Annotated in this window: 17 protein-coding genes and 1 pseudogene; 5 read left to right on the plus strand and 13 right to left on the minus strand. The window is 69.3% G+C overall.

The features are described 5' to 3' along the window. The 3 genes from ACT3SQ_RS17100 to ACT3SQ_RS17110 form a co-directional block, all read right to left on the minus strand. Positions 1 to 1,908, minus strand: a 1,908-nt coding sequence (locus ACT3SQ_RS17100) for an FAD-dependent oxidoreductase (RefSeq protein ID WP_444601471.1), incomplete at its 3' end; no start/stop codon positions are given. After that, the gene (locus ACT3SQ_RS17105) at positions 1,905 to 2,774 is read right to left on the minus strand and encodes a MurR/RpiR family transcriptional regulator (protein ID WP_441446178.1); all 870 of its coding nucleotides are present in this window, start codon (positions 2,772 to 2,774) and stop codon (positions 1,905 to 1,907) included. The genes ACT3SQ_RS17100 and ACT3SQ_RS17105, both read right to left, overlap by 4 nt. A 116-nt stretch (positions 2,775 to 2,890) precedes the next feature. Continuing rightward, positions 2,891 to 4,795, minus strand: coding sequence for an alpha/beta hydrolase (locus ACT3SQ_RS17110; RefSeq protein WP_441446179.1), 1,905 nt, complete (start codon positions 4,793 to 4,795; stop codon positions 2,891 to 2,893). Positions 4,796 to 5,116: 321 nt separating this feature from the next. Here ACT3SQ_RS17110 and ACT3SQ_RS17115 point away from each other — a divergent pair, with 321 nt between their 5' ends. Together ACT3SQ_RS17115 and ACT3SQ_RS17120 are read left to right on the plus strand one after the other, a co-directional pair. Next, positions 5,117 to 5,239: a hypothetical protein gene (locus tag ACT3SQ_RS17115; RefSeq protein WP_444601472.1), complete on the plus strand. Its 123-nt coding sequence runs from the start codon at positions 5,117 to 5,119 to the stop codon at positions 5,237 to 5,239. Between the two features lie 168 nt (positions 5,240 to 5,407). After that, the gene (locus tag ACT3SQ_RS17120) at positions 5,408 to 5,983 is read left to right on the plus strand and encodes a hypothetical protein (RefSeq protein WP_441446181.1); all 576 of its coding nucleotides are present in this window, start codon (positions 5,408 to 5,410) and stop codon (positions 5,981 to 5,983) included. Positions 5,984 to 6,010: 27 nt separating this feature from the next. Here ACT3SQ_RS17120 and ACT3SQ_RS17125 read toward each other — a convergent pair. From ACT3SQ_RS17125 to ACT3SQ_RS17135, 3 genes and pseudogenes are all read right to left on the minus strand, one after another. After that, positions 6,011 to 6,910, minus strand: a pseudogene (locus ACT3SQ_RS17125) (AEC family transporter); the annotation flags it as partial. 21 nt (positions 6,911 to 6,931) lie between these two features. Beyond that, positions 6,932 to 7,627 (minus strand): CE1759 family FMN reductase, encoded by a 696-nt coding sequence (locus ACT3SQ_RS17130; RefSeq protein ID WP_441446182.1) that lies wholly within the window; start codon positions 7,625 to 7,627, stop codon positions 6,932 to 6,934. A 48-nt stretch (positions 7,628 to 7,675) separates the two neighbouring features. After that, entirely contained in the window at positions 7,676 to 8,833 is a 1,158-nt protein-coding gene (locus ACT3SQ_RS17135) for an LLM class flavin-dependent oxidoreductase (RefSeq protein WP_441446183.1), read from the minus strand. A gap of 255 nt (positions 8,834 to 9,088) precedes the next feature. Here ACT3SQ_RS17135 and ACT3SQ_RS17140 point away from each other — a divergent pair, with 255 nt between their 5' ends. Both ACT3SQ_RS17140 and ACT3SQ_RS17145 read left to right on the plus strand, forming a co-directional pair. Further along, positions 9,089 to 11,167: an alpha/beta fold hydrolase gene (locus ACT3SQ_RS17140; protein WP_441446184.1), complete on the plus strand. Its 2,079-nt coding sequence runs from the start codon at positions 9,089 to 9,091 to the stop codon at positions 11,165 to 11,167. A gap of 62 nt (positions 11,168 to 11,229) precedes the next feature. Further along, positions 11,230 to 12,054, plus strand: a complete 825-nt coding sequence (locus ACT3SQ_RS17145) for a tyrosine-protein phosphatase (protein WP_441446185.1) — start codon at positions 11,230 to 11,232, stop codon at positions 12,052 to 12,054. Between the two features lie 232 nt (positions 12,055 to 12,286). Here the strand turns inward: ACT3SQ_RS17145 and ACT3SQ_RS17150 are convergent, their stop codons facing one another. From ACT3SQ_RS17150 to ACT3SQ_RS17165, 4 genes are read right to left on the minus strand one after another with little or no spacing between them, the layout of a single operon-like run. Beyond that, positions 12,287 to 13,123: a MetQ/NlpA family ABC transporter substrate-binding protein gene (locus ACT3SQ_RS17150; protein WP_441445763.1), complete on the minus strand. Its 837-nt coding sequence runs from the start codon at positions 13,121 to 13,123 to the stop codon at positions 12,287 to 12,289. A 28-nt stretch (positions 13,124 to 13,151) separates the two neighbouring features. Further along, positions 13,152 to 13,829: a methionine ABC transporter permease gene (locus ACT3SQ_RS17155; protein ID WP_441445764.1), complete on the minus strand. Its 678-nt coding sequence runs from the start codon at positions 13,827 to 13,829 to the stop codon at positions 13,152 to 13,154. Then, complete coding sequence (locus ACT3SQ_RS17160) at positions 13,826 to 14,557, minus strand: methionine ABC transporter ATP-binding protein (protein ID WP_441445765.1); 732 nt, start codon at positions 14,555 to 14,557, stop codon at positions 13,826 to 13,828. The genes ACT3SQ_RS17155 and ACT3SQ_RS17160 overlap by 4 nt, the downstream gene beginning before the upstream one ends. Positions 14,558 to 14,611: 54 nt before the next feature. Beyond that, a complete protein-coding gene (locus ACT3SQ_RS17165; protein ID WP_441445766.1) occupies positions 14,612 to 15,127 on the minus strand; it encodes an OsmC family protein in 516 nt (171 codons plus the stop codon). A gap of 65 nt (positions 15,128 to 15,192) precedes the next feature. Here ACT3SQ_RS17165 and ACT3SQ_RS17170 point away from each other — a divergent pair, with 65 nt between their 5' ends. Continuing rightward, positions 15,193 to 16,257 carry an Rv2578c family radical SAM protein gene (locus ACT3SQ_RS17170; RefSeq protein WP_442331962.1) on the plus strand — a complete coding sequence of 355 codons (1,065 nt, stop codon included), beginning with the start codon at positions 15,193 to 15,195 and terminating at the stop codon, positions 16,255 to 16,257. A gap of 27 nt (positions 16,258 to 16,284) precedes the next feature. On the opposite strand, the gene ACT3SQ_RS17175 is transcribed toward ACT3SQ_RS17170, so the two are convergent. From ACT3SQ_RS17175 to ACT3SQ_RS17185, 3 genes are all read right to left on the minus strand, one after another. Further along, positions 16,285 to 17,721, minus strand: a complete 1,437-nt coding sequence (locus tag ACT3SQ_RS17175; protein ID WP_441445768.1) for a hypothetical protein — start codon at positions 17,719 to 17,721, stop codon at positions 16,285 to 16,287. A gap of 31 nt (positions 17,722 to 17,752) precedes the next feature. Then, complete coding sequence (locus ACT3SQ_RS17180) at positions 17,753 to 18,730, minus strand: hypothetical protein (protein WP_441445769.1); 978 nt, start codon at positions 18,728 to 18,730, stop codon at positions 17,753 to 17,755. 628 nt (positions 18,731 to 19,358) lie between these two features. Next, the coding region (locus ACT3SQ_RS17185; protein WP_444601473.1) for a hypothetical protein at positions 19,359 to 20,693 on the minus strand (1,335 nt) is incomplete at its 5' end.

Raw genomic sequence — 20,693 nt, forward strand, 5'->3', positions numbered from 1 at the left:
CGGTTGAGGGTCCTCAGCCACGGGCTGGGAGATCCACATGTTCGGTCCGCCGAAGGGGCGGGCAAAGCCCCTGACGGTATGAATCGGATGGAATGCGGCAGTTGCCGAAAGCAGCCGGAAGCAGATGCCGTGCCCCACGTAGATCTCTTTCCAGGGTCGCCACTGCTCCGTGTACTGCTCCTCAGCTGGCAGCTCACGGTAGCGCAGGGTCAGCGTGCCAGCAGGTGCTGCCGCCGCAGACTCGTGGATGGACAGAGCCGGGTTCGCTCGCAGCACGAGGAAGGCGTTGCGGGCGTAATCGGGAATCCAGGCGGCGGGAACCTTCACCCAGGAGCGACCTCGCGGGACCGCGACGACCCAGGAGTCGATCCGTTCATCGGGGAGGTAGTTCTGCGGCTTGCTGGTGTCGTGGAGGTCGACGGTCAGATAGGTATCGGCATCGGCGTCCAGCAGCAGCTCGATGCCGGCCAATGTCGGGTTGGCGGGCAGCACGATCCCCAGGTCATGCTGCAGCTCGTGGTGCCGTCCCGGGGTCGTCGACGCGATGGTGGTACGGGTTGACGAGGCGGAGACGCTGGCCGTGCGTGCGAGGTCGGTGGGGTCGGAGTTCTCCAGGCCGAGCACTGAGGCATCGGCGCGTACCAGCGCGTGATGCACGGAGCTCAGGTGCTCTGTGGCGACCTGGCGGGGTGCGACGCCCAGATCGCCGGCCACCGAGGCGGCGATCCCGGCTGCCTCGCCGATCACGGCACAGGTGGCCATGACCCGGGTGCTCCCGAAGGCGACGTGGCTGGCGGAGATGGTGCGGCCGGCCATCCACATGTTGGTGACATTCTTCGAGTACAGAGTGCGCAAAGGTATGTGGTAATTGCCGTCTGGGTGCCAGTGTCGTGAGCCCTTCTCCGTGGCATAGACCCCGCCGGCTGGGTGGAGATCGATCGACCAGCCGCCGAAGGCCACCCGATCCTCGAACTCGGTCTGGCCCAGCACCTCCTGCTGGATGAGCACATGGTCGCCGAGGAAGCGACGGTGCTCGCGTTTGCCCGGAACGGCACCGACCCATTCCAGGGTGAGGTTCTCGGCATCGAACTGACCGGAGTTCTTGATGTGGTCCCAGATGCCGTAGCAGATGTTCTGCAGCTCGTCCCGGATGCGCTCGTTATCGTGGACCACATCGAGTTCGCCGCCCCATTCGATCCACCAGAAATCGCAACCTTTCATACTCTGGCGGATGACCCGGCGCTCGGGGATGGCTGTCTTCGTGATGTCGACGGCGAAGGGTGGGGCGACGAACTTCGAGGGCTCACCGATGTCTTTGGAGTAGAACAGGATGGTCGAGCCGAGAGTGTTGGAGTCCGGCACCTCCGGTGCCCAGGACTCCTCCCACTGTGATCGGGATTCGCGGCCGGTCATGAACTCTGCGCCGGCCAGCAGCCCGACAATCCCGTCCCCCGAGCAGTCGATGAAGGTGGGGGCGTGGAAGGTGATCGTTCGCTCGGAGCCCGTCATCCAGCCGGTCACAGAGCGGATGGTGCGCTCGTGGTCCGGCCCGGTGGCCTCGACGTGGTTCACATCGGTGTTCAGGAACAGCTCGATGTTCTCCTCGGCCAGTACCTTTTCCAACAGGAGCAGATCCCAGTAGTAGGGGTTTCCCTCCGCATTGCGATACTGGTTCTCGACGAACAGTTCACCCATGATCCCGGTCTCTCGGGCGTAATGGTGGACGCCGTGGGAGGTCGCGCCGCACACCCAGACCCGAACCTCGCTGGAGGAGTTTCCGCCCAGCACCGGCCGGTTCTGGACCAGTGCCACTGTCGTCCCGCGGCGGGCGGCACCGATCGCAGCGCAGATCCCGGCCAGACCACCACCGATCACGACGATATCTGCGTGGTGCGCTTCGGTGATCATGGAGCCCGCTCCTCTCCGCGAAGGACATCGATGGGGTCGTTGCGGGAGGGGGTCTGCTGGGCGACCAGGACCCACAGCAGGCTCCCGAGCAGCGAGTCGCTGGCGCGGCCGGCGTAGTACTGGGTCCAGACGGTGCCGTCCTGGATGCCGGTGAACAGCGGGATCGTCGAGGCCTCCGCGAGCGGTGACCGCGGATCGCCGTGTATCGCGATGGTGGTGGCGCCCTGCTCGCCGGCGCGACCCACTGCGTCGAGCAAGGCTTGGCTGGAGCCGGAACGGTTCAGAGCGATCGCCACGTCTCCGGGGCTCAGCAGCGGTGTCATCGCGCTCAAGGATGCGAGGTCGCTGCCCAGGGACCAGATCGGTATCCCGATCCTCAGCAGGCGCAGATACATCTCTTCGGCGGGAACAGCGTCGGCCCAGTCGGCATGGATGTGCACTCGCTGGGCGCCAGCAATCGCGGAGGCCGCACTCTGGACCGCCGATACGTCGATCAAGCGCACGGCGTCGCGTAGGGCGCGAGCCTGGGTGCCCGCCAAGATGTCCAGGACTTCAGCTGCTGGGTCTGTCGGGGAGATCGCGAGGCCGATATCTCGTTCCCACCCGGACTGGACGCCGCGGCCGGTGTCCATGGCGATCGCCGACCGCAGGGCGGGGTAGCCGGCGTAGCCGAGGCGGGCCGCGAAGCGAGTGACCGCGGTGGCGGAGGTCTCTGCCGCGGTGGCGAGCGCGGTGATGGTTGCAGAGGCCGCCTGCTGCGGATCTGCAAGGATGACGCGGGCCACCCGGGCCATCGCAGGGTTCAGCTCCGGCACCGTGTTGCGGATCTGCTGCAGCACGGCGGCATCGCGCGGGGCACCGGACATGAAGATTCCTTCGTGGAGAGGGAGAGAGTGTTCGACGTGGGTGGAGCGCGGCGATGCGCTACCACGTGAGTGTGAATATTTCACACGGAGTGTGAGCTGACAAGCAAATCTGGAGATTATTTACCGTCGATGTCGAGATGGGTGACGTCTACGAGGGTGAGCAGCTCTGGGATGTCAGCGATGCGCAGGGCGTGCAGCACCTCGACGATGCCCTCGCGGCCGTTCGGATCGGTACCGGAATCCAGCGTCGGTGGCAGCTGTTCCACCTGCAGCCTTGCGATCCGCGGCTCCATCGCAGCTGCGAACAGGGCGACTACAGCGAGATCTCCGTCGGCTCGTAGAACGATCGAATCAGGCTGGCTCACGTGCTGCAGGGCATGCACCGCGCACAACGTGTCGTGAATACGCATCATGGGCAGCGTGCGCCCGAGCATTGCTGAAGCCCTGCGCAAATGCCAGGCCTGCCCCGGATGGAACCCGGTGTCCCCCGTGCCACGCACGTCAACGATCGCGTGGGCACCGGCAACCGGCCATCGGGCGGAGAACTCGGTCCACCAGCGGTGTCCGCCGTCCTCGGGAGAGCGCAAGTCGATCGTGAGCACGCCGCCGGTGGCGGGGGCGGGCAGCGGCAGATCGTCGACCTCTGCTCTCCCGGAGGTCGCGGCATCCGGGCGAGGAACGACTGTGGAATCTTCGTCACCTGGCCGCTCACCGGGCAAGGCTCGGCTGAGGATGGCAGCAAGGGGGACGGCTGGCTCGCTGTCGATGCGGAGATCTTCGGTGAGTCGGTCCCCACGCAGGTAGCGACGACTGATGCGGACCGGTGCGTCCTTGGGGTCTATCGGGGACAGTCGCAGCACCAGAGCGCGCAGCTGTTCGCGGACCCTCTCCGGATCAGTGGGTGATGGCGGCCGATCTCGGAACCAGGCGGGCAACGTGGCATTGCGTTGAGAGGGTAGGGGTGCTGTCGTGGGGAGTACCCGGAGCTCCTCGTCCGGGTGTACGACGCCGTCGACGTCACTGATCTCCTCGGGTGCGGTCGGGATCCCGGCCACATGCGTCAGCATCCAGGCCGAGATTGCACGCCGGGATGCAGAGGTGTACCGGTGGCCGGCCTCGACGGAGCACAGCTGCAAATCCTGTTCACGGCCAGCGACCCGGTACAGCTCGCCGAGGCGGTCGACGATTGCCGCCGGGGAGCAGGGGTGGAAGATCTCGTCGTGACGAGGGGCGACTACCAGCACTGGACGGGGCGCGACCATCGCGTACGTCTCGATGCTCGCCGTGCCGTCGATCCAGCTGGGGAAGTAGCAGTCGCAGTGTCCGTCCAGTGTGTGGTCGTGCAGATGCGAGGCTTCGCCACCGGTCCCGGAGGACGGGGCAATCGCACGGACCCGAGGATCCGCGGCGGCGACCCACCAGCTGACGGCGCCCCCTCCCGAATGGCCGGTGGCACCGATGCGTGCGGCATCGACATCGTCACGGGCCGCCAGCAGGTCAATCGCACGCATCGCGTTCCACGCTTCAGCTGCTGCCGGGGAGTAGCCACGACTCATCCAGTGGAATGCCCCCTCCAGGTGGGAGCCATGATGCGTGCCGGGGATCTCGCCATGCTGCACGGTGTCGACGATCAGGGTGACGAAGCCGAGCTGGGCGAAGCGTCGCGCGTGTTCCTGGTAATGAAACTTCTGCCGCGGCGAATGCCCACACAGGTAGAGGATCGCGGGCGCTGGAGCCTTCAGTCCCGTCGGGACGTACAGGTTTGCAGTGATGACCAGGTCTGGCAGGGTGCGGATCCACAGACGTTCAATTCGGTGATCGGCGGCTTCCACCGTTCCGGTGACCCGATGCTCCGGAGTCGTTCCCAGTAGTTCGGCCCATCTGGAGAGCCCCCACTGCTCGAACAGGTCCTGGCGGCGCTGAGCCTGCCACGTCTCGAGTCCGGCCACATCGGTGACGGCAGGCAGCGGGCGAACCGTGTAGCGGGTGGCGAGATCGTCCAGATAGTCCTTCAGGTGCATCGATGTCTCCTGCATGCGGTGGTGTGGGTAGATGGGAATGTTGCCCGTGAGAGCAGCGGGGTCGGCGGCAACACCTCGTAGTTCTCGGCTGCCCAGCTAAGGTGCGGCCGATCGGCGGCGCGGCCCGCCGCGGGGTGAAGGGGCACCGGAGCAAGCTCTTCGTCGGCATCGTTGCCGGGCTGAGGGGATCTGAACGGGTTGCCCGGGATATGGGGCAAAAGATCCATAGAAACCGCGTTCTGTCCCGTGATCCTAGAGTGGCCATCCGGGACCGTCAACGGTGGATTGCCGTGACGGCAAGTGCTTCCGCGGAGCGTGCGGGTGTACGGAGCACGCGCAGTTCGGCAGGGCGGAGACGCCACGGCGATCATCGGCGGGGACTACGAAAAGATCAGCTTCACCGGGGACGACACCGCCCAGCTGCTGGGGTGGGAGCCGCTGTGACGCCCCTGGCAAGGGCGCCGAGACATCAGCGGTCCGACCCTCGAGGCAGCCTCCGCCCGACCATGAGAGGTCTCTCATGAAGGTCTGTCCGCGGTCTCATCGACGGCCGCTGTACTGCGGAGCACGATGAGGGCCCGGCAGCGGGCAGGCTGAGCGAGGAGCGCACGCATGAGGAAGAAGACGATCTGGACCGTGGTGGCGGGCACCAGCGCCGCCGTGTTGGTGCCGGGTGTCGCCTATGCCCTGGTCGCCGGTGGCGCCTCGATGCCCACGGAGGGGCCCGGGATCGGCAATGCGGGCTCCGACGCGTCGGTCGGGGATCCCTCCGAGCAGTCCGTCGCCGACGCTGCGGACCTGGCCATCGAGCGCGCACCGGACGAGCTGGCCGGCTCGGACGGGTCCGCTGCTCAGGTGCCCTCCCCGCAGCAGGTTCCAGCGGTGGAGACGCTGAGCTCCGCCGGATCTCCGCTGTCCCCGATCTCGGCGATGCCTGCGGTCACCGCGGTCTCTGCGCTCTCCGCCCCTTCGGCGCAGTCGCCGGCCCCGGCCCAGAAGACCACGACGCAGCGGGCTCCCGAGGCGCCGAAGCCGTCGACCACGAAACAGACCCCGAAGCAGACCTCGAAGGAGACCACGAAGAAGGCGCCCGCTCCGAAAAAGACGGTGCAGTCGGCTCCCTCGCCGGTCTCCGCGCAGAGCGCCGACTCCCCGGACTCACCCCAGTCCGCGGACGACGACGACTGAGACCGCGGCACCCCGCCCGTCAGACCGTCACAGCCAGCCGACGGCGCTCAGCGCCAGCAGCCAGAGGGAGAGCGTGACGAAGGACAGGACCGTGGAGAGCATCATGGTCGAGGCGCCGAACTCGCCCTCGCCGTACTGCTCCCCGAGTGCGGCCGCCATCGCCATCGACGGCAGTGCGGTGGTGAGGATCGCTGCGACCCGCTGTTCGGGGGTCAGTGCCGGCAGCCCCAGCAGCGGGAGCACGAGCACCAGGGCCACGGCGATCGCCGGCATGATCAGGAGCTTGCCGTTCACAGCCGCCGCGAGATCCGCCCGCTGGCCGTGCAGGTTCATCCCTACCAGCATGCCGCCGATCGAGAACAGCGCGACGGCGGAGGAGGAGCCGGCCACCAGCTCTAGCGCCGGGTCCACGAGCGCCGGGACCCCGATCCCGAGTGCGGTGAAGGCGAGCGCGGCGGCGATCGCGAGCGCCATCGGGTGGGTGACCACGCCGCGGAGGGTGCCGCTGAGGCGTCGGCCCCAGCTCTTCTCCTGGCCCGTCGAGGATTCGAACAGTGCGATCGCCAGCGGGATGATCAGGATGTTGTCGACCATCATGTCCATCCCGATCGCCAGCCCCGCCACCTCGGGGATCAGGAGCAGGAAGATCGGGAACCCGACGAAGCCGTTGTTGGTGGCGCTGACCGCGATGGAGAGCGTGGCGGCCCGCACCGGTCGTACCCGGCGGGCGCTGTTCCAGGCCCGGGCCAGGCCCACCATCGCCATCGCGGCGATCGCGTAGGTGAGCAGGTACGTCGGGTTGAAGATGTCTCCGAGGGAGCGGCCCACCACGTTCACGAAGACCAGCGCCGGCAGCGCCACCTTCACGACGTAGGTCGAGAGGACGCGCATGTCCTCGCGGCGGAGGATCCCGATCCGGGTGACACCGAAACCGAGCGCCGGCCGCTCTCAGCCGCGGCCGAGCAGCTTGCCCATCGGCACGAAGTCGGAGAATTCGGCATCCAGCGCGAGCCCGGTGCTCTCGTCGGCACCATCCGTCGCCGATGCGCTGTCTGCCTCACCCTGCGGAGCGGTTCCACCGACACCGGCGCGCAGCATGATCGCGAGATCGCCGGCGGCCCGACGCACCCGCACGGCCAGCGGCTGCCCGTCGGCCTGTCCCTCGGTGTCCGCACCGAAGTCCGCGGAGGCCGCGAACACCGCCGTCGGCACCACCTCTGCCTTCAGGTAGCTGAACATCGGGCGGATCGCGTAGTCGATCGCGAGGGAGTGGCGGGCGGTGCCGGCGGTCGCACCGAGCAGCACCGGCTTGTCCTTCCACAGCTCCATGTCGACGGCGTCGAAGAAGGTCTTGAACAGGCCCGAGGGGCCGACGTTGAACACCGGCGTGACGGCGATGACCGCATCCGCGGCACGCACCTGCTCGATCACCATCGACAGTCGCTCGTTCGGGAAGCGGGTGAGCAGGGCGTCGGTGATGTCGTGGGCGTGCTCGCGCAGCTCCACGGTGGTCACCTCGACCCGGCTGCCATCGCGGCCCAGCGCCGCTGCCGCCTCGCGGGAGAGCTGGTCGGTGAGCATCCGGGTGGAGCTCGGGGTGGAGAGCCCGGCCGTGAGGGCGACGAGGCGGAAGGTGCGGGTCATGGGGTGATCCTCTCTGGGAGCAGGGCGGGATGAGTGGGCCGGGCGGGGTCAGCTGCGGGCGTCTTCGGCGCGCAGGCCCGTCCAGTTGTCGCCGGTCTCGAACCTGTAGGAGTCGTCGAAGGCGCCATCCTTCGCGGCGGCGGCGGCCACGCGAGCGGCGTGGGTGGGTGCCTCGGGGACATCCGCGGGCTTGCGGGCTTCGAGCTCGCGGCGCAGCACCGGCACGACCTCGGTGCCCAGCAGCTCGATCTGCTCCATCACGGTCTTGTGCGGCAGGCCGGCGTGATCCATGAGGAACATCTGGCGCTGGTAGTCGCCGACGTTGTCCGCCATGGTCAGGTAGCGCTCGATGACCTGCTCGGGGGAGCCGACGGTGAGTGGGGTCTGCGCGGTGAAGTCCTCCATCGACGGGCCGCCGCCGTAGACCGGGGCGTTGTCGAAGTAGGGGCGGAACTCGTTGATCGCGTCCTGGGAGTTCTTGCGCATGAAGGCCTGGCCGCCGAGGCCCACATAGGCCTGGTGGGCCTTGCCGTGGCCGTAGTGCTCGTAGCGCTCGCGGTACAGCTGCACCATCTGCTTGGTGTGGGACATCGGCCAGAAGATGTTGTTGTGCAGGAATCCGTCGCCGTAGTAGGCGGCCTGCTCGGCGATCTGCGGGGAGCGGATCGAGCCGTGCCACACGAAGGGCGCGACGCCGTCCAGCGGGCGCGGAGTGGAGGTGAACTGCTGCAGCGGGGTGCGGAACTGGCCCTCCCAGTCCACGACATCCTCGGTCCACAGCCGACGCAGCAGGTCGTAGTTCTCGATCGCGATCTCGACGCCCTTACGGATGTCCTGCCCGAACCAGGGGTAGACCGGGCCGGTGTTGCCGCGCCCCATCACGAGGTCCACGCGACCGCCGGTGAGGTGCTGCAGCATCGCGTAGTCCTCGGCGATCTTCACCGGGTCGTTGGTGGTGATCAGTGTGGTCGCGGTGGAGAGGATGATCTTCTCGGTCTGCGCGCCGACGTAGGCCAGCGTGGTGGTGGGGGAGGAGGTCACGAACGGAGGGTTGTGGTGCTCGCCGATCGCGAAGACGTCCAGGCCCACCTGCTCGGCGAGCTTGCCCTGCTCGACCATCGACATCAGGCGCTCATGCTCGGTGGGGACCTTGCCCGTGGTGGGGTCCGGGGTGATGTCGGCGATGGTGAAGATTCCGAACTGCATGGTGGGCGCTCCTCGCGGTAGGTCTCGGTGCCGGGGAGTGGTGTGCTTGTGTCATCTTGCTACGACTTCCCCGGGCGATGGTTCAAGATTAAACTAGATTGTTCGGGGGTGCAAGACCGGGTGACCGTGGTCGCCTCTCCGGCCCCAGGCGCACAGAGGAGTGGGGCAGAGGGATGGGGTAGAGGGGTGAGGTAGTAGGGCGGGGCCCGCGGTTCCTCGTGCCCTGGCGTGCAAACGGTGGCAGGATGGCGTCTCATGACACGAGAGACCATCGACGCCCTGTTGGACGCCCGCCGGCTCGCGGGCCTGGAGACCACCGACGGAGGCAGGATCCTCGCCAAGATGTCCGCCCCGGACGCCAAGGGCACCGGATATCGCAGCTCCCTCGTGGAGCTCGACGGTGATCGCATCCTCCCGCTGACCCGCGGCAGCGCCTCCATCGGGGCGATCGCCGCCGCCGAGGACGGCACCACCTTCTTCACCGCCAAGCGGGTGGGCGAGGACGGTGACGAGGCCGACGATGCCCAGCTGTGGGCGCTGCCCGTGCGGGGCGAGGCCCGCGAGCTCGCCTCCCGCGCCGGCGGCTTCGGCGGCCTGAAAGCCGCTGGCGGTCACCTGATCGCCGAGCTCGAAGTGCATTCACAAGCGGCCGACGAGACCGAGCACGCCGCCCTCAGCACGAAGCGGAAGGACGCCAAGGTCACCGCCGCGCTCCACTCCGGCTTCCCCACCCGCTACTGGGACCACGACCTCGGCCCCACCCGCCCCGTGCTCGCGATCGCCGCGCTGCCCGAGGACCTCGCCTGGGCCGAGGCCACGCCAGCACCGGGGACCACGCCTGCGTCCGGGGCTGACGAAGCTGCTGCATCTGATGGCGCCGGCGCCGCGGAGGACGCCCCGGCCACGCAGCTGCTGCACTTCCGCCACGTCACGATGCCCGCCGGGCGTCTGCTCGGCTGGACGGTGGACCGCGAGGGCACCCGGGCGCTCGCAGCGATGCAGGACTCCCGCGGAGACCTGCTCGGCACGCCCGATCTCTACCTGCTGGACCTGATCGGCGCGCAGCCGCCGCGGCTCCTGCGCGAGGCGACCGCGGAGGTCGAGTACGACCCCGGCGAGTTCAGCCCGGCCGGCACCCACGCCCTCATCGGCCGCTCGCGCACCTGGACGCAGCAGGCGACCCTCTCGGGCGCTGTCGAGCTCCTGGATCTGGCCACCGGCACCTCCACCGAAGTGTGGCCGGAGCTGGACCACTGGGTGGATCCGATCTGGCTGGACGAGACGACGCTGATCGCGACCAGTGACGACCAGGGCCGCGGCTCCGTCTGGATCGGCGGGGTCGCAGATCCCGCCCCACGCCGACTCGCGGGCGGGCCGGAGCAGGACCTCGCCTTCTCCGCGGCCTCCGTGGCAGGAGGCGCGATCATCGCCTCCGCCTCCGGGATCGCCGTCGCCCCGTACCCGGTGCGCATCGACCCGGCCACCGGGGAGGTCCACGCGCTGCCGAACCCGGCCGACGCCGTCGACCCCGTCGGCACCCTCACCGAGGTCAGCGCCACCGCCGAGGACGGCACCGACCTGCGCGCCTGGCTGCGCCTGCCCGACGGGGAGGGCCCGCACCCGCTGGTCGTCTTCGCCCACGGCGGCCCGTGGGGGTCCTGGAACGCCTGGACCTACCGCTGGAACCCGAACCCGTTCGTCGCGGCCGGATATGCGGTGCTGCTGCCGGACCCGGCGATCTCCACCGGCTACGGCCAGGCGATGATCGACCGCGGCCAGCACGAGTTGGGCGGCGCCCCCTACACCGACATCATGGCGCTGACCGACGTCACCGTGGCGCGGGATGACATCGACTCCGAGCGCACCGCCTTCGCCGGCGGCTCCTACGGCGGCTACATGGCCAACTGGGTGGCCGGGCACACCGGCGACCGCTTCCGCTGCATCGTCACCCACGCCTCCCTGTGGGACACCGACACGATGGGCCACACCACCGACAACTCCGGCTGGGAGCGCCCGATGCGGGAGCAGAACGCCCTGTACAACCCCAAGAATTTCGTGGGCGAGATCGTCGCACCGATGCTCGTGATCCATGGGGACAAGGACTACCGGGTCCCGATCGCTCAGGGCCACGCCCTCTGGTACGACCTGCACGAGTTCTCGGCCACACCACGGGACGCCGAGGGCCGCACCCAGCACCGCTACCTGTACTTCCCCGACGAGGGCCACTGGATCCAGGGCCGCGGCAACGCGCAGGTCTGGTACGAGACCTTCCTCGGCTTCCTCGATGAGCACGTGCGCGGCGAGGCCTGGCAGCGCCCCGCGACGCTTGGCTGATCGACGTGCTGCGAGGAACGAGCGGCAGGAGATCTGCCGAGAAGGGGAGGTGAGGCGACGCGATGACCAGCATGTTCCCCGGGGCGTTCAACGCGCGGGACGTGGGCGGGCTGCCGCTCGTCGGCGGTGGCACCGTGCGCGCCGGCGTGTTGCTGCGCTCCGATGCCCTGGCCACGCTCACCGATGAGGGCGTCGCCCTGCTCGAACGCGTCGGGTGCGTGGTCGACCTCCGCACGCCGCAGGAGCGGGCGGCGGCGCCGAACCGGCTGCCGTCCTCGGGGGAGATCCGCGTCCTGGAGCGCCCCCTCCTCGAGGGTGCGATCGCGCAGATGGCGGAAGGGTCTGTGGCCGCGATGGCGCAGCTGTCAGAGCAGGCCGGGTCCAGCCCGGAGCCCAGCGCGGAGCTGCGCGAGGAGCTCCGCGCGCAGATCCCCACCCTCGCCGCGCTCTACACCTCGATGCTCGCGCACGGAGCAGCGGTGTTCGCAGACTGTGCTCGCACGGTCGCGGCCCCCGGGGCCTCGGGCTCGCCGCACGGGGCCGTGCTCCTGCACTGCACCGCGGGCAAGGATCGCACCGGCATCGCGATCGCGCTCCTGCTCGCGGCCGCCGGGGTCGAGCGCGAGGCCATCATCGCCGACTACACCCGCAGCCAGTCCGAGCTCACCGGACCCTGGGCGGACCGCATGCTCGAGGGCATGCGCCGGGCCGGTATCCCGCCGCTGCCGGAGATCGAGCAGCTCATGGTCTCCACCCCGGCCTCTGCGATCGAGGCTGCGCTCGCCGAGGTGGACGCCCGCGGCGGCGCGGCGGCATATCTCCGCTCGGGCGGTCTGAGCGAGGAGGAGCTCGCCCTGCTGCGCTCGCGACTGCGCGACGACACCTGAGTCCTGAAACCTGAGCCCTGAGCCCTGAGCCCTGAGCCCTGAGCCCTGAGCCCTGAGCCCTGAGCCCTGAGCCCTGAGCGAGGCGAGCCCATGCCGGACGTTCCGTCAGCTACTCATGGGTATCCCCTCCGAACTGTCGTGACGGCGTGGCTGATGCGACAGTTCAGAGCGGGTACTGACGAGTAACGCGGGGCGCGGCCCTCTGCTGCGCGCCTCTCAGGACGCGGGCAGTTCAGAAGGCGGGCAGCAGGGTGGCGCTGTGCTCCTCCTCGAGGAAGCTGCGCACTGCGTCGCTGGTCATCGCCCGGCGCAGCACCTGGATCTTCTCGGAGTCCTGGTTGTCCTCGCGTGCGATCAGGGAGATGGTGAATCGCTGGTCCACGAGCTCCTCGAGCAGGAGCGCATCGGCCGGGGTCAGGCCCACCTTCTCGATGTAGGAGGGGTAGCTGTAGACCAGCGCCATGCCCTCCTCGTCGTAGGCGGAGGGGAGGTTCAGCAGGTCGATCTGCACGAACTCGAGGGACAGGGGGTTGTCCACGATCTCGCCCACGCGGCCCTCGAAGCCGGTGCCCTCGGGCAGGGTGATCAGCTCCTGCCCTGCGAGGATCGCGAGCGCGCGGCCCTCGTTGGAGGCATCGTTGGGGATCGCGACCTTCGCGCCCTCGGGGAGCTGCTCGATGTCGTCGAAGGCTTTGGCGTAGAAGCCGACCTTCGCGTCGTAGATCCCGTCCAGCAGCACCAGATTCGCGCCATGGGCCTCGTTGAACGCCTGCATGTACGGCTCGTGCTGGGCGAAGTTCGCATCGACCTCGCCGTCGGCCAGCAGCCGGTTGTACTGGACGTTGTCGCTGACCTGCACCAGCTCGATCGTGTACCCCTCCTCGGCGGCGGCCTCGCCGGCGAGGGTGACCACGTCGGTCATCGGCGGCAGGTGGGAGGCCACCTTGATGACCTTGTCCTCCTCGCCGCCGCCGGACTCGCCTGCCCCGCATGCGGCAAGGGCCAGGGCGGTGGTCCCGGCAAGGGCGGTCAGGGCGAAGCTGCGGCGGTTGAACAGGTGTCGCGTCATGGGGGTCTCGTTCCTGGTCAGGAGGCGCTCAGCGCGCCCGCTTGTCGATGATGCGGGCAAGCAGGGTGCCCGCTCCCTGGATGACCATCACGCACACGACCATTATGAGGATCGTCGTGTACATCAGGTCGTATTCGTAGGTCTGGTAGCCGTACCGGATCGCGAAGTCGCCCACGCCGCCGCCGCCGACGACGCCCATGATGGTGGAGTAGCTGACCATCGAGATCGTCACCGTGGTCAGGCTCAGCACCAGGCCGGAGCGGGCTTCGGGGAACAGGAACAGGCTGATCAGCTGCAGCGGCCCGGCGCCCAGCGAACGGGCCAGCTCCACGGTCTGCTCGGGCACATCCAGCAGGGTCTGCTCGGAGAAGCGGGCGTAGAGCGCGGCGGCGACGAAGGCCAGCGGCACCGACGCCGCCGTGGTACCGAAGGACGTCCCCACCAGCCAGCGGGTGAACGGGATCAGCGCCACCACGAACAGGAGGAAGGGCACCGAGCGCACCACGTTGACATAGGCGTTCAGCAGTCGGTGCAGCCAGAGCCGGGGGTAGGGCCCGTCGGGCCGGGCGAGGTAGAGCAGGGTCCCGATCGGGAGGCCCACGAGCACCGCCGCGACCATGGAGTTGACCATCATGATCCCGGTCTCGAGGATCGAGAGGACGATCTCTCCGCGGTACTCGCCGAGGCGTGCCAGCAGATCGCTCATCCCAGGAACTCCCGGGCACGCTCGGCGTAGGAGTCGAACCGTTCCTGCAGGGGTGGCGGGGTCACCTCGGTGAGAGCGGCGAGACGGCCCTGCTCGAGCACCGCAGCCCGGTCGCACGAGGACTTGATGACGTCCAGCTCGTGGCTGACCAGCACGATCGTGGTGCCGAAACGGTCGCGAACATCACGCAGGATGGCCATGACCTCCTCGGTGGTCCCTGAGTCCAGGGCCGAGGTGGGCTCGTCGCACAGCAGGATCCCCGGCTGGGTGGACAGCGCCCGGGCGATCGCCACGCGCTGCTTCTCGCCGCCGGAGAGCTGGCTGGGGTGCTTGCGGTGATGATCGGCCATCTTCACGAACTCGAGCATCTGCATCACAGTGTCGCGCTCACGGCGGCGCTGCAGCCGCAGCGGTCGGGCCACGTTGTCGAAGACGGTCGAGTTGCCCAGCAGGTTGAACTGCTGGAACACCATGCCGATGCCGCGCCGGCGCTTCCGCAGCTCGCGTGGGGACAGGGCGCCGAGGTCCTCCCCGTCCACCAGCACGGTTCCGGAAGAAGGGGCCTCGAGGTGGTTGATCAGCCGCAGCAGCGTCGATTTGCCCGAGCCGGATTCGCCGACGATGCCGAACATCTCGCGGTCTTCGATGGTGAGGGTGACGTCGTTCAGCGCGGTCGCCGTGGAGCGTCCCTGGGGGAAGCTCTTGGTGACATTCCGCAGCTCGATCATCGTCGGCCCAGCCTACCGACCATGCAGGTCAGAAGGTTATGTGCTGCATCACGTTCAGTGTTGAACTCTCAGCTCGACGACCGGCACGCCCTGCCCGCGCAGGAGCTTGGAGACGGGGCAGCGGGCATGCGCGGCGTCGACCAGTCGCTGGGCCTGGTCCGGGTCCAGTCCCGGGATGCTCACCAGGGCGCGGGGTATGAAGCGGTAGCCGCCGGCTGGGTCGGGGTGCAGCCCCACCTCGACGCTCACCTGGCTGGGATGCTCGAGCCCCTGGGCGTTCATCACCACCCGCAGCGTCTCCCCGAGGCACGTGCTCCAGGCCATCGCCAGGAACTGCTCGGGGTTGAACCCCTTCGCTGTGGGCGTCGGCCCACCCGTCGGCAGCGCGACCGCCCCGTCCGGGGCGTCGGCCAGAGCCTCGAGCGCAATGGCGGAGGCTCCGCGGATCTGCACCCGGCCAGAGGTGCCTCCGCTGTTCTCGACCCGGGCGGTGTACAGCGCGGGGTCGGGCTTCGGAGACGCGCCGGTCTGCGGGTCGGAAGCGGCTGGGGGAGCGGGGTCGGTCACCATCGATCCAGGCTAAGCGGTGCCATCGATCCTTGACGCCAGCTCGAACACGTGTTCGACTGTGCGGTATGCGATGGAGTGGGCAGGAGATTGGCCAAGAGCCCGGCGAGCAGCAGCGGTCCCCGGCGCTGCTGGGCCTGTCGGGCCTCGTGCGCAGCGTGACCACCCCCGACTTCCAGGGCGTCACCTTCCACGAGGTCACCGCGAAGTCCGCGCTGAATCGCGTGCCCGCCGCGAGCTCGATGCCCTTCGAGTGGACGGTGAACCCCTACCGCGGCTGCTCGCACGCCTGTGTCTACTGCTTCGCCCGCAGCAGCCACCGCTACCTCGACCTCGATGCGGGCGCCGACTTCGATCAACAAGTGATCGTCAAGGTCAACACCGCCGAGGTGCTGCGAGCCGAACTCGCGAAGCGCTCCTGGCGGTGGGACCTGGTGGCACTGGGCACCAACACCGATCCCTACCAGCGGGCCGAGGGGCGGTACCGGCTGATGCCCGGCATCATCGATGCCCTGGCGGACTCCGGCACCCCGCTGTCGATCCTCACCAAGGGCACGCTGCTGCGCCGCGACCTGCCGCAGCTGGTGACAGCCGCCGAGCGGGTCCCGGTGGACCTCTCGATGTCGATCGCCGTGTTCGACGACGCGCTGCAGAAGGCCGTCGAGCCCGGCACGCCCACCACTGCGGCGCGGTTGGCGACGGTGCGCGCCGCGGCCGACGCCGGCTTCCGAGTCACCGTGTTCCTCATGCCGATCATGCCGTGGCTGACGGATTCCGACGCCCAGCTCGACGACGCCCTCGCCCAGATCGCCGGCGCCGGCGCCGCGCACGTCATCTTCGGCGCGCTGCACCTGCGCCCGGGGGCGAAGGAGTGGTTCCTCGAGTGGATCCAGCGGGAGCACCCGGAGCTCGCCACCGGGTACCGACGCTTCTACGGCACCGCGTCCTACGCCCCGGCGGCGTACCGCAAGCACCTCGCCCAGCGGCTTCGGCCGCTGCTGAGGCGTCACGGCCTGGACTCCCGCGAGGACGAGGACCAGCCCGAGCAGCGACGCTACGCGGCCGACGCCGCACGTCGGATCCGCACCGCGCCCTCGGCACTGGATCTGGCGCTGCAGCCGGCGCTGTTCTGAGCTGGCCATAGAAATGCCGGGTGAGGGTCAGGCCACAGCGTCGGCGCCTGCCGACCAGGTCGAGCACTCGCCGAGGGACCCGCGGCTGTCCCGTCCGGTGCCCACCCAGGCGGCACGCGACTCTTGGGCGGGATCACCCGCGGTGACAGGCTCACCCTGCGCCTCGACGGAGGTCACGAAATCCTCGACCCGCTCGGCCGGGCGGATACCCTGCGGCAGCTGGAAGGCCGCGGCCGAGGAGAGGCAGGAGACCTGCAGTGCGTACCGGCGCTGGACCTCGTCGGCCTGCTCCGGGGCGTCGGCCAGCTCGAGCAGCAGCGCGCCGTAGTAGGCGTCCAGATCGGCTGCGGCCAGCGCGAACATCGTGTACGAGTACGCCAGGTGCCACATGTACAGGCTGGGAGCCTCCGTGGCCGAGGTGTTCGAGAACCCCGGATCCCAGGCGGCCGGCCAGTAGAGGGTGTTGTCGTCATGGCAGACCACCGGGGCGGTCTTGGTGAAGTTCGCGGTCTGGCAGGCGGAGTCCGTCGGCAGTGTGTCCATCGTGTAGACGACCACGTCCGGGGCCTCGAAGGCGATGCCCACGGGCTCGAGGGCGTCGGCCCAGACCGTCTCCAGGCAGCCCGCGCCCGCCTCGAGATAGCCCGGCAGCTCCTCGGCCGGCAGCATCCCTCCCGCGGCCGGCGGCAGGACGCATTGCGCGGGGATCGGCAGCCGCGCCTCGAGCAGCGGATTCTCGGCGAGAACCTGCTGGAGCTCCTCGGGACTGCCGGCGGGGACCTGCTCCTCCGTGAGCGGTGCCCACACCCCGGGGTCGACATCGGGGGTGTTCATCAGAGGGTCTTGGGCCATGGGGGCCGTGGCGTCGTCGTGGTCGGTGAGCCACAGCGCGGTGAGCCCGCCGCCGATCCCCAGCAGCAGGAGCATCGCGCAGCCGAAGGCGATCGCCGGGATCAGCAGCCCGCGGGGCTTGGGCCCGGTGGTGGCGTCGATCCCGGGCGGAGGCTGCGGTGGCGGTGGCGCCGGTAGTGGCCGCAGTGGCGAGGGTGCGCCGGGCGAGGGCTGGGCAGCGGCCGACGGGGTGGGCGCCGGTGGGGCCGACCGCGGGGCTGCCGGTGAGGCAGCCGGAGGGGCCGACGGCGGAGGCTCGAATCGGGGGCGCTGGTCGAAGCGCTGGATCGGCGCGTGATCGGGGACGATGGCTCGACCAAAGGGTGCGCGATCGATGAAATCGGACGACGACGACAACAACGGCGCCGGTCCCGCCGCTGCACCGGAGCCGGGACCGGCGGGCCACTGCACGGTCGGGGCGTCGTCGAGAAGCGGGCGGTGCACGGTGCCCTCATCGGGGGCTGATCGCAGCACCGTGTCTTCGTCGAGGGCCGGACGCAGCACCGTGTCCTCGTCGTCCGATGTCGCGTCGGCGTCGCCGGAGGGGTCGACCCCGTCGGCCCTGCTGTTCATCGTCCTCCTGCCGCCGGACTCGCGCCCGGGCTCAGCTCACCTGTTCAGCATCGACCAGCCAGGTGTTGCAGGCAGAGAGGTCGCCGCCGGAGTTGAAGCCGATCTCCAGCCACTTCGCACGGTTCTCGGACGAGATGTTGTACGGGGGCTCTCCCTCGATCCAGCTCTCAGGATCGGTGAGGGCTTCGCGCAGCGCCGGGGTGGGCTCGGCCGCGGACGGAACCTGCATGGCGACCGCGGAGGACACGCACTGCATCTGCAGGCTGTAGCGCCGCCAGGACTCGTTCAAGAGCTCCTCGTCGGTGCCGTCCTCGAGCATGTCCCGCATGGTGCCGTAGTAGATGGACATCGAGCTCTGCCAGCCCACAGCGTTCTGATAGATGAAGGCGAGATCCCACAGGTAGGCCCCCGGGACGTCCGCCGCATCGGGGAAGTCGAGCGCGGTGCCGTAGCCGATGGGCCAGTAGACCGTGTTGTCGAGGTTGCACATCCGAGGGAAGTCCTCCTCGAAGCTCGAATCGCACGCGGAATCCGCGGGGATGTCCGGGTAGGTGTAGACCACGACAGTGGGACCTGACCAGGGCAGCCCACGGTCCGAGCTCGCCGTGCCCCAGATCTGGTTCAAGCAGGTGGAGGACGCATCCAGCACAGCCTGCAGCTGCTCGGGAGTCGGGGAGATGGGAGTCTCGGGGAGCTCGCACGTGGTGATCGACGGCAGCTTGCCGTGGACCAGCGGGTTGTCTTCCAGGACTGCCCGCATGTCGTCGACATCGCCCGGCGGCAGGTCGATCGGCGAGACGACCTCGAACCCGGAACCTTCCTCCTCGGGGGGAGTGGTGACCTCGCTCGGGGACTCGGAGTCCGGATCCGTCTCCGGATCGGTCACGGGCTCGGTCTCGGGCGGAGGGTCGGAGGCGATCGTGGTGTCGTCCCCTCCTCGACTGAGCACGAGGTAGGTGATCCCGCCACCGACCACGAGCACCATCGCCAGGACGCAGCCCAGGGCCACAGTGATCAGAGCCCAGGGCCGCTTCCGCGGCGGCTGCTGGCCGAAGCCGCCAGGGCCGTGCGGGCCCGTCGGGCCGTGCGGGCCCGTCGGACCATGGGGGCCGGCGGGGCCGGAAGGGCCGCCATAGCTGGGGACGGCGGGTCCGTTCTGCCCCGGTCCGCCGTAGCCCGGAGGACCCGCTGCGGGGGGCGCGAACTGCGGGGAAGGCGGGAGCGACTGCCAGGGGCCCGGTGCAGGAGCGCCGTGCTGACCCCCCTGCTGACCGCCCTGCTGACCGCTGTGCTGACCGCCCGGCTGGCCACTCTGCGCGGGAGGACCGTAGTGGGGATTCTGAGGGCCGGAACCTTCAGGGGAAGGAGGCTGCTGGGAAGGAGGCTGCTGCCAGCCGCCCTGCGGGTTCGGGGCCGGCTGGTTCACACCCTGGTGGCCCGGTCTGTGCTGATCGGGCCCCTGCGGGCCGCTGCTGGAACCGCCCCATCCTGCGCTGGACATCAGCTCCCCCTCGCTTCCGTCACGTCATTGTTCCCGGCAGGATATCCGCGCAGGCCGCGCGATGGGCGGGGATGGCTCCCGCCCTTCGCATCGGACTTCGTCCTCGCCACCAGGGCTGCGCCGATGGATGCCGCTGTCAGGTCACCTGCTCGAGATCGGCCACCCACGTATTGCAGACGGAGATGTCGCCCTCGGAGGTGAACCCGCGGTCGATCCACAGGGACCGGTTTTCGGTGCTGATGTTCCGCGGAGGCTCCCCCTCGGTCAAGTAGGCGGGGTCGGTGAGCATCTCTCGAACCGCTGGAGAGGGCTCGGCGCTGGTCGGGAACTGCATCGATGCCGCGGAGGCGAGGCACAGCCGCTGCAGGGTGAGGCGCCGCCAGGTCTCGTCGAAGCGCTCCGGGTCGCTGGTCTCGAGCTCGGTGCGGATGGTCCCGTAGTAGATCGTCAGCGAGCTGTTCCAATACGCGGTGTTCGTATAGACGAAGGCGAGGTCCCAGAGGTAGGCACCAGGGACGTTCGCCGGATTGGTGAGGTCCGATGCGGTCCCGAACCCGACGGGCCAGTAGATCGTGGAGTCCAGGTTGCACATGCGGGGAGCATCCGCGGAGAACTGAGTGTCGCAGGTGGCATCCGCAGGCACATCCGGGTGCGTGTACACGACGATCTTCGGGCTCACCCACGGCAGATCACGGTCCGAGCTCGCCGTGGCCCATTGCTGGTTCAGGCAGAGCGAGGCGGCGTTCAGCACGGCCTGCAGCTCCTCGACGCTCGGCTCCAGCGGAGTCGCTGGCAGATCGCAGGTGGGCAGAGCGGGCAACGTGCCCTCGGTCAGTGGGTTGTCCGACATGACCTGCCACAGCTCATCGACGGTGCCGGTCGGCGGGTCATAGGGCACGACCACCTCGAAGGGGGTGCTCGTCTCCGCAGGCGTCGGCGACTCCGTCTCCCCGGAGGTGACCGGATCCGAGGGGGCGTCGGTGGCGATCGCGGTGTGGTCCCCGGTGCGGCTGAGCACGAGGTAGGTGAGGCCGCCGCCGACCACGAGCACCATCGCCAGCACGCAGCCCAGCGCGACGGTGATCAGCGCCCACGGCCGGTTCCGGGGAGGCTGCTGGCCGGGGCCACCGGGGCCACCGGGGCCACCGGGGCCACCCGGGCCCTGCGGACCGCCGGGACCGGACCCGCCATGCCCGGGGTGCGCGGGAGAGCCGTAGCCGGGGCCCGGGGGTCCGCCGACGTTCGGGGACCCCATCGGATGCATCGACGGGGAGCCGGACGGCGGGACCGCTGGCGGTGACTGCCAGGGGGCAGGAGACGGAGCGCCGTGCGGCCCGGCGGTCTGCCCGGCGCCGGACTGCGGCTGGCTGCCCTGCGGTGCTCCTCCCTGAGGAACCCCGTTCTGCCATGCCTCGCCCCGCGGCCCGTTGCCGGGACCACCCCATCCTGCGTTCGACATCAGCTCCCCCTC

It is taken from the genome of Brachybacterium sp. AOP42-C2-15 (assembly GCF_052377065.1).
In the GTDB taxonomy this organism is placed as follows: domain Bacteria; phylum Actinomycetota; class Actinomycetes; order Actinomycetales; family Dermabacteraceae; genus Brachybacterium.